The 14,787-nt window shown below is 70.0% G+C and carries 13 protein-coding genes; 2 read left to right on the top strand and 11 right to left on the bottom strand.

Annotated elements, in window-relative coordinates; translation table 11 throughout:
* Positions 1-87: 87 nt before the first annotated feature.
* Positions 88-300 (bottom strand): hypothetical protein, encoded by a 213-nt coding sequence (locus tag FFS25_RS06615; protein WP_006214850.1) that lies wholly within the window; start codon positions 298-300, stop codon positions 88-90.
* Between the two features lie 214 nt (positions 301-514).
* Here FFS25_RS06615 and map point away from each other — a divergent pair, with 214 nt between their 5' ends.
* Both map and ppgK read left to right on the top strand, forming a co-directional pair.
* A complete protein-coding gene (gene map / locus FFS25_RS06610; protein ID WP_137802314.1) occupies positions 515-1,423 on the top strand; it encodes a type I methionyl aminopeptidase in 909 nt (302 codons plus the stop codon).
* A 29-nt stretch (positions 1,424-1,452) separates the two neighbouring features.
* Positions 1,453-2,361, top strand: a complete 909-nt coding sequence (gene ppgK / locus FFS25_RS06605; RefSeq protein ID WP_006214848.1) for a polyphosphate--glucose phosphotransferase — start codon at positions 1,453-1,455, stop codon at positions 2,359-2,361.
* A gap of 202 nt (positions 2,362-2,563) precedes the next feature.
* Here the strand turns inward: ppgK and nrdR are convergent, their stop codons facing one another.
* The 10 genes from nrdR to ftsZ form a co-directional block, all read right to left on the bottom strand.
* Positions 2,564-3,178: a transcriptional regulator NrdR gene (gene nrdR / locus FFS25_RS06600; protein WP_006214847.1), complete on the bottom strand. Its 615-nt coding sequence runs from the start codon at positions 3,176-3,178 to the stop codon at positions 2,564-2,566.
* Between the two features lie 2 nt (positions 3,179-3,180).
* Positions 3,181-4,635: a histidinol dehydrogenase gene (gene hisD, locus FFS25_RS06595; RefSeq protein WP_100244702.1), complete on the bottom strand. Its 1,455-nt coding sequence runs from the start codon at positions 4,633-4,635 to the stop codon at positions 3,181-3,183.
* Positions 4,636-4,689: 54 nt separating this feature from the next.
* A complete protein-coding gene (gene dnaE, locus FFS25_RS06590; RefSeq protein WP_006214845.1) occupies positions 4,690-8,241 on the bottom strand; it encodes a DNA polymerase III subunit alpha in 3,552 nt (1,183 codons plus the stop codon).
* Between the two features lie 125 nt (positions 8,242-8,366).
* Entirely contained in the window at positions 8,367-9,326 is a 960-nt protein-coding gene (locus FFS25_RS06585; protein ID WP_137802313.1) for an RluA family pseudouridine synthase, read from the bottom strand.
* Positions 9,323-9,985 (bottom strand): signal peptidase II, encoded by a 663-nt coding sequence (gene lspA / locus FFS25_RS06580; protein ID WP_235586832.1) that lies wholly within the window; start codon positions 9,983-9,985, stop codon positions 9,323-9,325. Before lspA ends, FFS25_RS06585 begins: the two co-directional genes overlap by 4 nt.
* A gap of 130 nt (positions 9,986-10,115) precedes the next feature.
* On the bottom strand, positions 10,116-10,796 hold the full coding sequence (locus FFS25_RS06575; protein ID WP_137802312.1) for a DivIVA domain-containing protein: 681 nt from the start codon (positions 10,794-10,796) through the stop codon (positions 10,116-10,118).
* 286 nt (positions 10,797-11,082) lie between these two features.
* A complete protein-coding gene (locus tag FFS25_RS06570) occupies positions 11,083-11,379 on the bottom strand; it encodes a YggT family protein (RefSeq protein WP_006214841.1) in 297 nt (98 codons plus the stop codon).
* Positions 11,380-11,384: 5 nt separating this feature from the next.
* Positions 11,385-12,026 carry a cell division protein SepF gene (locus FFS25_RS06565; RefSeq protein WP_249933802.1) on the bottom strand — a complete coding sequence of 214 codons (642 nt, stop codon included), beginning with the start codon at positions 12,024-12,026 and terminating at the stop codon, positions 11,385-11,387.
* 275 nt (positions 12,027-12,301) lie between these two features.
* A complete protein-coding gene (locus FFS25_RS06560) occupies positions 12,302-13,018 on the bottom strand; it encodes a purine nucleoside phosphorylase YfiH/LACC1 family protein (protein ID WP_006214839.1) in 717 nt (238 codons plus the stop codon).
* A 362-nt stretch (positions 13,019-13,380) separates the two neighbouring features.
* Positions 13,381-14,637, bottom strand: a complete 1,257-nt coding sequence (gene ftsZ / locus FFS25_RS06555) for a cell division protein FtsZ (protein WP_024290293.1) — start codon at positions 14,635-14,637, stop codon at positions 13,381-13,383.
* Positions 14,638-14,787 lie beyond the last annotated feature (150 nt).

Here is a 14,787-nt window from a genome sequence, read left to right as displayed (position 1 = left end):
TCAGCTGCGAGGCACGGGACGACGAGGGCCCCGACGGCAGCGCTGCCGTCGGGGCCCGTCCACGTCCTCGGAGCAGACGAAGCCCGCTCAGTCGTCGCGGAACTCGCGCTCCTTCTCGTCCCAGGCCTTGGACTTGGCCGCCGCGGTCTCCAGCGCCCTGCGCGCCTCGGCCTCCGAGGCGTACGGGCCCAGCAGCTGGCTGTAGTCCGACTGCTGGCCCCGCTCGATCTGACCGCTGCTGAGGTTGTACCAGTACTCCATGATGCGACCTGCCTTCCCGGTGTCGTCGTGCGGCCGCATGGCTCCAGGGCCCTGCGGCCGGCTCGCTGCGCGAGCGCTTCCGCTGCCCAGTATCCCCCACCGTGATCCGCACGGCCTGCTCCGTCCGCGCACGCCGCCCCGTTGCCCGGTCGACCTGTCCCGCAGCGGCGTCGGCCCGGAGAACTAAGCTGGGAGGAAGACCACCCGACGCAGCGCCGTCGAGAACCCCTGACCAGAAGGAGCGCCGATCCCCGTGTCCAGCCCGTCCCACAACCTCCCCGCCGAGCCCGGCGCCGCCCCGCTCGGGCGCCTGCGCCCCGGAGCCATCGGGAAGTCGCGCCAGGTGCCCGGCGGCATCGTCCGGCCCGAGTACGTGGGCAAGAAGGATCCCGACGAGGGCAAGTGCTCGAACATCTACACCCCGGAGGAGATCGAGCTGGTGCGGGCCGCCGGCACGATCGCCGCCGACGCCCTGCAGGAGGCCGGGAAGGCCTGCGTGCCGGGCACGACCACCGATGAGCTGGACCGGATCGCCCACGAGTACATGTGCGATCACGGGGCGTATCCGTCCTGCCTGGGCTACCGCGGCTTCCGCAAGTCGATCTGCACCTCGCTCAACGAGGTCATCTGCCACGGCATCCCGGATTCCACCGTGCTCGAGGACGGCGACATCATCAACCTCGATGTCACGGCCTACAAGGACGGGATGCACGGCGACACGAACGCCATGTTCCTGGTGGGCGAGGTCGACGAGCAGTCCCGCCTGCTCGTGGAGCGGACACGGGAGTCGCTGAACCGCGCCATGAAGGCAGTGCGTCCAGGCCGCGAGATCAACGTCATCGGACGGGTCATCGAGAAGTACGCCCAGCGCTTCGGATACGGCGTGGTCCGCGACTTCACGGGCCACGGAGTGGGCCACGAATTCCACACCGGGCTGATCATCCCGCATTACGATGCCGCGCCCTCCTATGCCACGGAGATCGTTCCGGGCATGATCTTCACCATCGAGCCCATGCTCACTCTCGGATCCATCCAGTGGGAGCAGTGGGACGACGACTGGACGATCACCACCGCCGACAGGCGGCGCACCGCCCAGTTCGAGCACACCATGGTGGTCACCGAGGACGGCGTGGATGTCCTGACGCTGCCCACGGCCGCCTGAGCCTGCACCGTCCATCGAAGGGAGCCGACATGGCCGCCAAGAAGACCCACGCCAAGCCCGCGGAGAAGATCACCGCCGAGGACGTCGTCAAGGACTCGGGAGTCCGCGACGATGACACCACTCCCCCGGCCCCGTCCGCGGGCTCGGCCTCGAGCGCGCGTCGCTTCATCGGGATCGATGTCGGCGGCACCGGCATCAAGGGCGGGATCGTCGACCTGGAGGTCGGCGATCTGATCGGGGAGCGCTACCGCATCCCCACGCCGCAGCCGGCCACGCCGGAAGCCGTCGGCAAGGTCATCGGCGAGATCGTCGCCGTGCTGCAGGACCGCGAGGGTGCCCCGGAGCCGGGATCGCCCATCGGCGTGATCGTCCCGTCGATCGTCAAGAACGGCGTGACCAAGCTGGCGGCCAACATCGACGAGTCGTGGGTCGGGGCGAACATCGCCGAGACCTTCTCCGAGACGCTGGGCCGTCCGATCGCCGCCCTCAACGACGCCGACGGCGCCGGTCTGGCCGAGGCCCGCTACGGCGCCGGCAGGGGCGTCGACGGACTGGTCATCATGCTGACCCTGGGCACGGGCATCGGTGCCGCCCTGATCATGGACGGGCATCTGGTGCCCAACGCCGAGCTCGGGCACCTGGAGCTCGACGGCCACGACGCCGAGACCCGGGCCTCGGCCGTGGCGCGCGAGCGGCAGGAGCTGTCCTTCAAGAAGTGGGCCACGCACCGCCTGCAGCCCTATTTCGAGCACGTGCAGATGCTGTTCTCCCCCGACCTGTTCGTGGTCGGCGGCGGCGTGTCCAAGAAGTCGGACAAGTTCCTGCCGCTGCTCGAGCTCGAGACCCCCGTGGAGGTGGCTCAGCTGCGCAACAACGCGGGCATCGTGGGCGCCGCCCTGTGGGCGGAGGAGGATCAGCGCCGCCACGCCGCGGGCTGAGTCCGGCTCCCTCCCGACAGCGCGCGGGCCCCGGCAGCATCCGGGCATTGCAAAGGCCCGTCAGGGTTCGCGGCTTCCCCTCCGCAACCCCTGACGGGCCTTATGCACCTACTGTACAGGCCGTCTCCGATCCCCGGCAAGGCGGTGATCGCCGAGGGCGGAACCCGCGGCGCAGCCCCAGGTCAGGCCCGGGATGCTCCCGTCACAGCAGTCGCTCCTGCTCGGGGCTGTCCTCCGTCTCGGCGGGTGCGGCGGAGCGTCGTCGCTGCGCGGACGTGCGCCGCTCGGCGGAGGGGGCGGTGCGACGCTTGGAGCGCCGCGGTGCGGTCACCTCGTCGTCCACGAGTGCCTGCTGGCCGATGGCCTGAGCGGCGCGCTCGGAGCGCAGCACCTCGATGGCGTTCTCGAAGTCGTCCAGGTCGCTGAAGGCCTGGTACACGGAGGCGAAGCGCAGATAGGCGACCACGTCCAGCCGGCGCAGCGGCTTGAGGATGGCCAGCCCGACCTCATCGGCTTCGATCTCGGCGATCCCGGCCGCGCGCACCGATTCCTCGACCTCCTGGGCCAGCTTGGCCAGGTCGTCCTCGTTCACGGGTCGGCCCTGGCATGCCTTGCGCACGCCGGAGACGATCTTCTGCCGTTCGAACGGCTCGGTGACCCCCGAGCGCTTGATCACGGAGATCGTGGTGGTCTCCATGGTCGAGAAGCGCCGCTTGCACTGCGCGCACTGGCGGCGGCGCCGGATCGCGGCGCCGTCATCGGTGGTGCGCGAGTCCACGACCTTGGAGTCGGGATGGCGGCAGAACGGGCAGTGCACGCTCAGCCCTCCGTGTCGGCGGCGTGCGCGGCGTCCTGCGCGCGCACCGTGACGGCCACGCCGTGATTGGGCAGGTCCTCTGCTTCGGCCAGTGCGGTGATGGCCGGCTCGAGCTCCAGCAGGGCCTGCTGGTCGTACTCGATGACCTGGACGGCCTTCATGAAGCTCGTGGTGCACAGCCCCTGGGCGTGCACCGCCGACCCGCCCGTGGGCAGCACGTGGTTGGAGCCGGCCGCGTAGTCCCCCAGCGGCACCGGGCTGTACGGGCCCACGAAGATCGCCCCGGCGTTGCGCACCCTGGCCGCCACGGCGCGCGGATCCTCGGTGTGGATCTCGAGGTGCTCGGCGGCGTAGGCATCGGCCACGGCGATCGAGGCCTCGAGGCTGTCGGTGAGCACCACGCCGGACTGCTCGCCCTCCAGCGCCGTGCGGATGCGCTCGGCGTGGCGCGCCGTGCCGGCCAGCTCCACGATGGCCTCTGCGACCTGCTGCGCGATCCGCGGGCTGTGGGTGATCAGCACCGACCCGGCCAGCGGGTCGTGCTCTGCCTGGGAGATCAGATCGGCGGCCACGTAGCGCGGCTGAGCGGTCTCATCGGCGATCACGGCGATCTCGGTGGTGCCGGCCTCGGCATCGACGCCCACGACCGAGCGCAGCTGGCGCTTGGCGGTCGCCACGAACAGGTTGCCCGGCCCGGTGATCGTGTGCACGGGCTCCAGGACGTCACGGCGGTCCTCGCCCTCGTCGACCACGCCGTGGGCCATGGCGGCCAGGGCCTGGGCCCCGCCGATCGCCCAGACCTCGTCCACGCCGAGCAGCCCGGCGGCGGCCAGGATCGTGGGATGCGGCAGGCCGCCGAACTCGGCCTGCGGCGGCGTGCACAGCACGACCGACTCGACGCCGGCGGCCTGCGCGGGCACGACGTTCATCACGACCGACGAGGGGTAGACGGCCAGACCGCCCGGCACGTAGAGGCCCACGCGCTGCACCGGGGTCCATCGGTGGACCAGGCGGGCTCCGGGAGCGACCTCGATCTCGGCATCGGCCGGGCGCTGAGCGGCGGCGAAGGCGCGGCAGCGCTCGATGGCCGATTCGAGACCCGCGCGCACGGCCGGATCGAGCTCGCGCACGGCCTGCTGGATCTGCTCGGGATCCACCTTGAGGCGGTCCTGGGCGACCCCGTCGAAGCGCTGGGCGTAGTCCCGCAGGGCCTGCGCGCCGCGCTCGCGAACGTCCGCGATGATCGCCCGGACGGTGTCGTCGGCGTCCTGACGGGCGCCGTCGGTCTGCCGGGGCACGACGGCGCGCAGCTGCGCCCAGGCCAAGTCCTGGCCGCGCAGATCGATCGTGCGCAGGACGGGACCGGCCCCGTTCCCGGCGCGGTCCTGGGACGAGGCCGCAGCAGCGGGGTCGGCGGAGGGCACGGGGTTCTCAGGATTCGCGTTCACGGCACCCATTCTAGGCCCCGGGCGATGACGGCCCCGGGAGCACCGGCCCCCTCTGCGACGGGCTCAGCCCTCCAGGCAGGCGGGGCCCAGCAGGACCTTCAGATCGCCGAAGAACGCCGGTCCGGCCTCGACCCGGTACTGCGGCGGCAGCTGCCAGACCTGCGTGGCCCGCTGGGTCCCAACCCGAAGCCGGACCTCCGAATCGCCGCGGTGGCTGCGCAGCACCGAGGCGAGCTCCCCGACGGTCTGCTCGTTGAGCCGGCGCTCCGGCACCGTGATCGTGACCGGACCGGCGTGGCCCTCCGGGTGGATCTCCGGCAGGGTCAGCTCCATGGCGGACATGGACACGGAGCCGTCGTCGCGCTTCTGCACGCGGCCCTTGATCGAGCAGATCAGGTCCTCGGCCAGCACTCCCGCGATGGGGGCGTAGACCTTGCCGAAGAACATGATCTCGACGGAGCCGGATCGGTCCTCGAGCTCGATCCGGGCATAGGCGTTGCCCGAGGACTTGGCGATCCGGCGCTGAACCGAGGTGATCATGCCGGCGACCGTGACGATCGCCCCGTCCGGCTTGCCGCCGTCCTCGGAGAGCACCTGCTGCACCGAGGTGTCCGAGTGCTCGGCCAGCGCCTGGTCCAGCCCGCGCAGGGGGTGATCCGAGACGTAGAGCCCGAGCATCTCGCGCTCGAAGGAGAGCATGTCCTTGCGCTCCCACTCCGGCAGGTCAGGGACCTCGACCTGCAGCCCCTCGCCCTCCGACTCGGCGGTGTCCCCGCCCATGGCGAAGATGTCGAAGGTGAACTCGCCCTTGGCCTCGTTCTTCTTCTGGGACACGACGTCGTCGATGGCCTGCTCGTGGACGTCCACGAGCGCCCGGCGGGTGTGCCCGAGCTGATCGAAGGCCCCCGACTTCACGAGCGACTCGATCGTTCGCTTATTGCACACCACGAGCTCGACCTTGGAGAGGAAGTCGTTGAAGGACGTGAAGGCCCCCTCCGACGTGCGAGCGCGCACGATCGCCTCCACCACGTTGGCGCCCACGTTACGCACCGCGGCCATGCCGAAGCGGATGTCCTCCCCCACGGGCGTGAAGTTCACGACGGACTCGTTGACGTCCGGTGGCAGCACGGTGATGCCCATGCGGCGGCACTCGTTGAGGTAGAGCGCGAGCTTGTCCTTGTCATCGCCCACCGACGTCAGCAGCGCGGCCATGTACTCGGCCGGGTAGTGCGCCTTGAGGTAGGCCGTCCAGTAGGAGACCAGTCCGTAGGCGGCGGTGTGCGCCTTGTTGAACGCGTAGTCGGAGAACGACTCGAGGACGTGCCACAGGGTGTCGGCGGCCTCCCGGGAGTACCCGTTCTTCTCCATGCCGCCGAAGAAGAAGTCCTTCTGCTTGTCCAGCTCGGACTTCTTCTTCTTGCCCATGGCCCGGCGCAGCAGATCCGCCTGGCCCAGGGTGTAGTCGGCGACCTTCTGCGCCACGGCCATGACCTGCTCCTGATACACGATCAGGCCGTAGGTCAGGTCCAGGATCTCGGCCAGCGGCTCCTCGAGCTCCGGGTGGATCGGGGTGATCTCCTGCTGGCCCGTCTTGCGCAGGGCGTAGTTGATGTGCGAGTTCACGCCCATGGGGCCGGGGCGGTAGAGCGCCAGCACAGCGGAGATGTCCTCGTACTGGTCCGGGCGCATCATCTTCAGCAGCTGGCGCATGGGGCCGCCGTCGAGCTGGAAGACGCCCAGCGTGTCGCCGCGGGCCAGGAGGTCGTAGGAGGCCTTGTCGTCGAGAGCCAGCCCCTCGAGGTCCAGGACGAAGCCGTCGCGGTTGTGGGTGATGTTCTCCAGGGCGTCGGAGATGATCGTGAGGTTTCGCAGCCCCAGGAAGTCCATCTTGATCAGCCCGAGCCCCTCGCACGTGGGGTAGTCGAACTGGGTGATGATCTGCCCGTCCTGCTCGCGGCGCATGAGCGGGATGATGTCGATCAGCGGGTCCGAGGACATGATCACGCCGGCGGCGTGCACGCCCCACTGGCGCTTGAGCCCCTCGAGGCCCTGGGCCGTCTCGAAGACCTTCTGCGACTCGGGGTCCTCCTGCAGGACCTCTCGCAGCTCGGCGGCCTCCTCGTAGCGCTTGGCATCCTCGTTGTAGACATCCGCCAGGGAGATGCCCTTGCCCATGATGTCCGGCGGCATGGCCTTGGTGAGCTTCTCGCCCATGGAGAACGGGTAGCCCAGCACGCGCGAGGAGTCCTTCAGCGCCTGCTTGGCCTTGATGGTGCCGTAGGTGACGATCATGGCCACGCGCTCGTCGCCGTACTTCTCGGTGACGTAGCGGATGACCTCCGGGCGGCGACGATCATCGAAGTCGATGTCGAAGTCCGGCATGGAGACGCGCTCGGGGTTCAGGAAGCGCTCGAAGATCAGCCCGTGCTCCAGGGGGTTCAGCTCCGTGATGCGCATGGCGTAGGCGACCATGGAGCCTGCGCCGGAGCCGCGCCCCGGACCCACGCGGATCCCCTGGGCCTTGGCCCAGGTGATGAAGTCGGCCACCACCAGGAAGTACCCGGGGAAGCCCATCTGCAGAATGATCCCCTTCTCGTACTCGGCCTGATCCCGCACCTCCGAGGGGACGCCGTCCGGGAAGCGGAACTCCAGGCCGCGGTCGACCTCCTTGGCGAACCAGGACTCCTCCGACTCGCCCTCCGGGACCGGGAAGACGGGCATGAACTTGCCGACGGTCTCGTCGAACTCGACGTGGCAGCGCTCGGCGATCTCCAGCGTGTTGTCGCAGGCCTCCGGGTAGTCCCGGAACAGATCCCGCATCTCCGCGGCCGACTTGAGGTAGAACTCGTCGGCATCGAACTTGAAGCGCTTGGGATCGGCCAGCGTGGAGCCGGACTGCACGCACAGCAGGGCGGCGTGCGCCTTGGCGTCCTCGGCATTCGTGTAGTGGAGGTCGTTCGTAGCGACCAGGGGCAGCTGGAGGTCCTTGGCCAGCTTCATGAGGTCCTGGTGGACGTCCTTCTCGATCCCCAGGCCGTGATCCATGATCTCGCAGTAGAAGTTCTCGGGGCCGAAGATGTCCCGGAACTCGGCGGCGGCGTCGATCGCCTCCTTGTACTGACCCAGCCGCAGACGGGTCTGGATCTCCCCGGACGGGCAACCGGTCGTGGCGATCAGGCCCTTGCCGTAGCGGTTGAGCAGATCCCGGTCCATGCGGGGCTTGTAGAGCTGGCCCTCCAGGGAGGCGTAGCTCGAGGCCCGGAACAGGTTCTGCATGCCCTCGGTGGTCTCGGCCAGCAGGGTCATGTGGGTGTAGGAGCCGGCGCCGGAGACGTCGTTGCGGCCGCCGTCGGCGAACTTCACGCGCGTGCGATCGGCGCGTGCCGTGCCGGGGGTCAGGTACGCCTCCACGCCGATGATCGGCTTGATCCCGGCCTTGTTGGCCCGCGACCAGAAGTCGTAGGCGCCGAAGACGAAGCCGTGGTCGGTCGTGGCCAGCGAGTCCATCCCCTGGGCGTGGCAGGCCTCGAACAGATCGTCGAGTCGAGCGGCGCCGTCGAGCATGGAGTACTCGGTGTGCACGTGCAGATGCGTGAATCCCTTGCCCTGAGTCATCGCGAGGATCCTATCCGCAGCCTCCGACGCGACAGGGGCCGACACCGCTGCCGCTGATCACGGACCCCTCGTGCGGCGCCGCCCCGGACGACGACAGCCCCGCCGAGGCAGGAGGCCAGCAGGCCTCAGCGCGGTCCGCCGTCGCGCAGGGTCTCCAGCGCCCAGCTCAGATCCGCGGGAGGCTCGGACGTGAACGTGACCCGCTCCCCCGTCCCCGGGTGCTCGAAGCCCAGACGCTGCGCGTGCAGCCACTGGCGGGTCAGGCCCAGGCCCGCCGACAGGGCGGGATCGGCGCCGTAGGTGAGGTCCCCGGCGCAGGGGTGCTTCAGGGCGCTGAAGTGCACGCGGATCTGGTGCGTGCGCCCCGTCTCCAGGTGGACCTCCAGCAGCGTGGCGCGCCCGAAGGACTCCAGCGTCTCGTAGTGGGTCACGGAATCGCGCCCACCCTCGATCACCGCGAAGCGCCACTCGTAGTCGGGGTGCCGGGCGATCGGCGCCTCGATCGTGCCCCTCATGGGATCGGGCATGCCCTGCACGACCGTGTGGTAGATCTTCTCGACCGTGCGCTCCTTGAACGCCCGCTTCAGCGCCGCGTACGCCCGCTCGGAGCGGGCTACGACCATGAGACCTGAGGTCCCCACGTCCAGGCGATGGACGATGCCCTGGCGCTCTGCCGCCCCGGAGGTGCTCACGGTGATCCCGGCGCCGGCCAGGGCGCTGAGCACTGTGGGGCCGGACCATCCCGGCGACGGATGCGCGGCGACGCCTGCGGGCTTGTCGATCACCACGATGTCGTCGTCCGCGTGGATCACGGAGAAGCCGTCGACGGTCTCCGGCACGATCACCGACAGGTCGATCTCCTCGGGCATGAGGACGTGCACCGCAGCTCCCTGAGCAAGCTTGCGGGACTTGGCGATCGGCGCGCCGTCGACCTCCACCTCCTGGGCCTCGAAGAGCCTGCCGGTCGCGGTGCGCGACAGCCCGCTGAGCTGGGACACGATCGCATCGGCCCTGGCGCCGGCCAGCTCCGCCGGGACCTGCAGCTCACGCGACTCGCGCTTCGGGGACTGGGACGCCGCGCTCATCGGGTAGCCCCCTCACTGGAGGCATCGCCGGCGGAGGAGTCGTGGTCGACGACGCGATCCTGAGCCGAGTCGGTGCGGGGGGCTTCGGCGGATCCCGTGCCCTCGGTCCCGGGGCGATCGCGCCCGGAGCGGGTGCCGTCGGGCTCGCGGCCGAAGAGGATCAGCGTCGCCGTCAGGATGACGCCCACGACCACTCCGGAATCGGCGACGTTGAACACCGCGAAGCCCTGGACGTGGATGAAGTCGACCACGTGCCCGTTGGGGAACCCAGGCCAGCGCAGCAGCCGGTCCGTGAGGTTGCCGGTCGCCCCGCCGAGCACCAGGCCCAGGCTCAGTGCCCAGGCCAGCGATCGCACCCGCGGCAGATAGACCAGGATGCCGACCGAGACGATCGCCATGATCGCTGTGAACACCCAGGTGAAGCCTTCCCCCATGGAGAAGGCCGCACCGGGATTGAGGATGTAGTGCCACTGCAGGAGGCCGTCGATCACCGGGATCTGCTGGCCCAGCGTCATGGTCCGCTCCACGAGAGCCTTGGTCCCCTGATCCAGCCCGTAGACCACGACGGCGCACAGCAGCGCGAGGATCAGCACAGCCCCCCGGCCCCGTCTCCGTGCGGCGGCGCTGCGGGTCTGCTGCTCAGGGGCGGGTGAGGACATGTGGCTGTGCACCGGGCTCTCTCGCGGGAGGCGGATCGAGGGCGGTCCTGTGCGGACCGGACGGGGTCGAGGAAGAGCAGACGCCGCGCACCGACCCGGTGACGGGGAAGGCGCGCGGCGTCAGCTCGGATCAGCGGGCGTCCGAGGAGGACTCGGGAGCCAGCGACGGAGCGGTCTTGATCTCCTCGAGCTGCCCGCCGATGAACTCGGCCAGACGCTCGCGGTAGGACGACTCGAAGCCGCGCAGGTCCGAGACCTTGACCTCGAGATCGCGGCGCTCCTCCTCCAGGGAGGAGAGGACCTGGGACTTGGTGGTCTCGGCCTCCGAGACGAGGTCGTCGGCGCGGGTGCGGCCCTCGTCGATCAGACGATCGCGCTCGGCGCGACCCTCGCTGACGTACTGGTCGTGCAGCTTCTGGGCCATGGCGAGCACGCCGGCCGCGCTCTCGGCCGAGGCGACGTAGGAATCCTCAGCGGGCTGGGCAGGAGCCGGGGCCTCCCCGGCCGGGGCCGCAGCGTCGCCGGGGGCCTCGGGCTGCCCGGCGACCGGAGCGCTGACGGGCTCGACGGTCTCCTGCTCCTGCGCGGAGTCCTGAGCCGAGACGGCGCTCGAGGTCTCAGCCTCCGATGCGGCCGTCGAGGCGTCCGCACCTTCCAGGCGATCGCGCAGCTCGGCGTTCTCCTGATTCAGCCGACGAAGCTCGACGACGATCTCGTCCAGGAAGTCATCGACCTCGTCCTGGTCGTAGCCCTCGCGGAACTTGGTCGGCTGGAAACGCTTGTTGATGACGTCTTCCGGGGTCAGAGCCATGGAATATGCCTCTCCTCATAGCAATGGGGTCGAGTTCCGCCGCACGATCCGGGGAACCCGCTTTCGGACAACGAGATCCGCGGGTCCGGTACCTGCTAGCCCTGCAGGAGATGCCTCCGCGCGACGTGCCCCGACACTGGGGGCCTTCGACGGATCAGACTACATGCTCGGCAGGGCCCGGAGACTGGTGGACCCGTCCACGGTTGTGATTGTGGCCCAACTGTCAGCTGAGCCCGAGCTGCGGCCCATCTGAGCGCACTCGAGCGGCGAGGCGAACCGGATGATCTCAGGCCGACACCAGCAGGGAGATGCAGACGCTCTCGAGGATGACCAGCCCGAAGATGAGGATCATCGACGACAGATCCAGGGCGATCCCGCCGAGGCGCAGCGGCGGGATCAGCCGCCGCAACGGGTTCAGGATCGGATCCGTCACGGCGTAGATGCTCGAGGCCAGCACCAGGGAAGCCCCCTGGGGGCGCCATCCGCGCGCGAAGGACTGGATCATGTCCACGGCGAACCTGCCGAGCACGACCAGGATCAGGACATGCACCAGCAGGTAGAGGATCGCGAAGACGACCGTCATGGCGCTCAGGCCTCTGCGGCGTCGAGGTCCTCGTCAGGGCCGACCGAGGAGTCGACGACCTCGACGTAGGACGGGGTGAGCAGGAACACCGTGGTGGTCACGCGCTCGATCGATCCGTGGAGGGCGTAGACCAGCCCGGCGGCGAAGTCCACGAGGCGCTTGGCCTCGGCCTCGGCCAGATCGCTCAGGTCCATGATGACGGGAGTGCCGTCGCGGAAGGACTCGCCCACCGACTTCGCGTCGTTGTAGGAGCGCGGGTGGACGGTGGTGATGGTGCGCATGTCGTCTGCATCCTCTCGGGATGTCGAGGGGGCACGCTTGATCGGCGTGACGGGGGCTCGGTACTCGGAGTCTCGGCGGGGCTCGCGCGCGGGCCGGGTGCGCGACTGCTCGGCACCGCGGCGCTGCGACGCGGACTCGCCGTCGCGGGGACCGCGATCGGCGGGCTCGCCGCGACCATCGGATCCGCGGTCCTCGGACGCGCGGCGGGGGCCGTCGTCCAGGGAGGGGCGGTCCTCGCGCGGCTGCGCCGGGGCGGAACGGCGCTCGGGCCGCTGCGGGGCGGGCGATCGGTCGTAGTCCTCGTCGTGGCCCTCGGGCTCGGCCAGGCCCAGACGGATCATGGCTCGGCGCATCGACTGGCTCACGCGCGACCCTCCTCGCTCTGATCTGCACCGCGGTGCAGATGATGGTCTTCGACTCCGACCGTCCCGGCGGTCCGCATCGGCAGGGCGCGGTTCGCGTCCTGCGAGGGGCTCGGCCCGATGCCGCCGAACCCGGAAGGATCAGCGGCAGGGAGGTCGACCGCCAGGCTACCCGACTCCCCTGCAGCGCCATGTCAGACGTGCCGGTCGGATGCCCTGAGTGCGACCCAGGACACGGCCAGCGCCGCCCAGCGCGGCGAGGCTGCGTTCAGCCTTGCTCAGGACACGGGGACGACGATGCCGGCGATCCGGCCGCTGGAGGGATCGCGGCGATGGGAGGACAGTCCCTCGTTCTCGAGCGTGCAGCGCGGGCTGTCCTCAGCCACGACCTCGACCTGCACTCCGAGCTGCTCCAGCTGGCGCGCAGCAGCGCCGGGCAGGTCGAGCCCCGGGGTGCCCCAGCGGGTCGTCGTGCGGATGCCGGGAAGGCTCTGCTCCGACTCCTCGGCCATCTGCTCGGGCACCTCATAGCACTGCGCGCACACGCACGGGCCGATCTGCGCGCTGATGCGCTGGGCCCCGCGCGCGCGCAGAGCCTCGACGACCGCCGGAAGGACGCCGTCGAGCAGCCCGCGCCGACCCGCATGGGCGACGGCGGTCAACGGCGCGGCGCCGGCGCGCTCGGGCTCGCCGACCAGCACCACGGGCACGCAGTCGGCGACCATGACGGCGAGCGGGCGTCCTGCGGTGGAGACGGCGGCGTCGCCGGTGCAGACCTCCCCCGGGGCCGCCGCATCGGCATCGACCACGTGGGTGCCGTGCACCTGATCCAGATAGAGCACGGAGGAGGGATCCACGCCGAGATCGATGGCCGCGCGGTCACGACGAGCGCGCACCGCCTGGGGGTCGTCGGGGACATGAAGGCCCAGATTGCCGAGGTCTCTGTCGGTGAACACGGTGCGGACGCCGAGGCGCTGAGACGAATGCCAGTACATGGGCCCGACCCTAGTCGCACGCACCTGACGACACGGTGGACACCGAGCGGCCGCTTCGTCACAGCAGCGAGAGCTCGACCCCGCTGCACCCATGCCGCTCGACGGCAGAGGGAACACCAGCACGCCACTCGACGGGCGGCGGCATCTGCCGGAGAGGTTCGGCGGCTATTTCGCGGAGCCCAAGTGCCACAAGTGGCCGAGCCCCGCCCCCAGGCGGGCTCTCGGGGACTTCAGCGGGCCACGGCGACTCTGCTGACCGTGCGACGGCTTGGGCCGGGACGAGACGAGGGCGGCGCCCCGACCGACCGGTCGGGGCGCCGCCCTCGTGCTCACGACATCGCGGGATCCGCGATGTCAGGACCTCACTTGAGGAAGTCCGGGAAGTCCAGCGAGTCCTTGCGGCCCGAGGACTTGGGAGCGCCGCTCTCCGGCGGGAGGTCGACGTCGAAGCCGGCGTCGTCCGGGACGTCGTCGTTCGACGGGGCAGAAGACGCCGGGCTGGAGCCCCACGAGCCCGACTGCGAGCCGCCGAAGCCCGAGCTCTGACCGCCGCGCTGAGCGGAGGAGCTGGAGGCGGTGGACGGAGCGCCGGCACCTGCGCCGAAGGCGGCGCGGGTCGAGGCGGCCTGCTGCGCGGCCGGCGAGTTCGCGTTGGCGTTGGTCTCCTGCGACAGGGAGTCGAAGCCCGCCGCGATCACGGTGACGCGCGCGCTGTCGCCCAGGGCGTCGTCGATGACCGCGCCGAAGATGATGTTGGCCTCCGGGTGGGCGACCTCCTGGACCAGGCGAGCGGCCTCGTTGATCTCGAACAGGCCGAGGTCCGAGCCGCCCTGGATGGACAGCAATACGCCATGGGCGCCGTCGATCGAGGCCTCGAGCAGCGGCGAGGCGATCGCCAGCTCCGCGGCCTTGACCGCACGGTCCTCGCCCTGCGCCGAGCCGATGCCCATGAGCGCGGAGCCCGCGCCCTGCATGACGGACTTGACGTCCGCGAAGTCGAGGTTGATCAGACCCGGGGTGGTGATCAGGTCGGTGATGCCCTGCACGCCCGACAGCAGCACCTGGTCCGCGGACTTGAACGCATCCAGCATGGACACGTTGCGGTCCGAGATGGACAGCAGGCGGTCGTTCGGGATGACGATGAGCGTGTCGACCTCGTCGCGCATGGTCTCGATGCCGTTCTCGGCCTGGTTCGAGCGGCGACGGCCCTCGAAGGTGAACGGTCGGGTCACGACGCCGATGGTCAGCGCGCCCAGCGAGCGGGCGATGCGCGCGACGACCGGAGCGCCGCCGGTGCCCGTGCCTCCGCCCTCGCCTGCGGTCACGAAGACCATGTCGGCCCCCTTCAGGACCTCCTCGATCTCCTCGTGGTGGTCCTCGGCGGCCTGACGGCCGACATCCGGGTTGGCGCCGGCGCCGAGGCCGCGGGTCAGCTCACGGCCGACATCGAGCTTGACGTCGGCATCCGACATCAGCAGCGCCTGGGCATCCGTGTTGATCGCGATGAACTCCACACCGCGGAGTCCCTCCTCGATCATGCGGTTGACGGCGTTGACGCCGCCGCCGCCGATGCCGACGACCTTGATGACGGCCAGATAGTTCTGGGGCGTGGTGTCCATGATCACCCTGTCTTGATTCGGGGCCGCCGACCTGTATCGACGGTGGGGTCCGCGCTGACCCCTCAGTCTCAACCTTCGATCCAAGGTCGAGATATATGCCTGAGGGCTCATGCTCTGATTTCCGAGTCAGCCTAACAACCGAGGAGGCGT

This window comes from Kocuria sp. 2SI (assembly GCF_005502825.1).
Taxonomy (GTDB): domain Bacteria; phylum Actinomycetota; class Actinomycetes; order Actinomycetales; family Micrococcaceae; genus Kocuria; species Kocuria palustris.
This window is presented reverse-complemented; position numbering and strand designations above follow the sequence as displayed.

Excerpts from the sequence above, each read along its gene's own strand:
- FFS25_RS06585 (WP_137802313.1), bottom strand. The coding sequence starts at position 9,326 with ATGAGCGCGGCGTCCCAGTCCCCGAAGCGCGAGTCGCGTGAGCTGCAG.
- FFS25_RS06615 (WP_006214850.1), bottom strand. The coding sequence starts at position 300 with ATGCGGCCGCACGACGACACCGGGAAGGCAGGTCGCATCATGGAGTAC.
- ppgK (WP_006214848.1), top strand. The coding sequence starts at position 1,453 with ATGGCCGCCAAGAAGACCCACGCCAAGCCCGCGGAGAAGATCACCGCC.
- hisD (WP_100244702.1), bottom strand. The coding sequence starts at position 4,635 with ATGGGTGCCGTGAACGCGAATCCTGAGAACCCCGTGCCCTCCGCCGAC.
- ftsZ (WP_024290293.1), bottom strand. The coding sequence starts at position 14,637 with ATGGACACCACGCCCCAGAACTATCTGGCCGTCATCAAGGTCGTCGGC.
- dnaE (WP_006214845.1), bottom strand. The coding sequence starts at position 8,241 with ATGACTCAGGGCAAGGGATTCACGCATCTGCACGTGCACACCGAGTAC.
- FFS25_RS06560 (WP_006214839.1), bottom strand. The coding sequence starts at position 13,018 with ATGTACTGGCATTCGTCTCAGCGCCTCGGCGTCCGCACCGTGTTCACC.
- FFS25_RS06570 (WP_006214841.1), bottom strand. The coding sequence starts at position 11,379 with ATGACGGTCGTCTTCGCGATCCTCTACCTGCTGGTGCATGTCCTGATC.
- FFS25_RS06575 (WP_137802312.1), bottom strand. The coding sequence starts at position 10,796 with ATGGCTCTGACCCCGGAAGACGTCATCAACAAGCGTTTCCAGCCGACC.
- lspA (WP_235586832.1), bottom strand. The coding sequence starts at position 9,985 with ATGTCCTCACCCGCCCCTGAGCAGCAGACCCGCAGCGCCGCCGCACGG.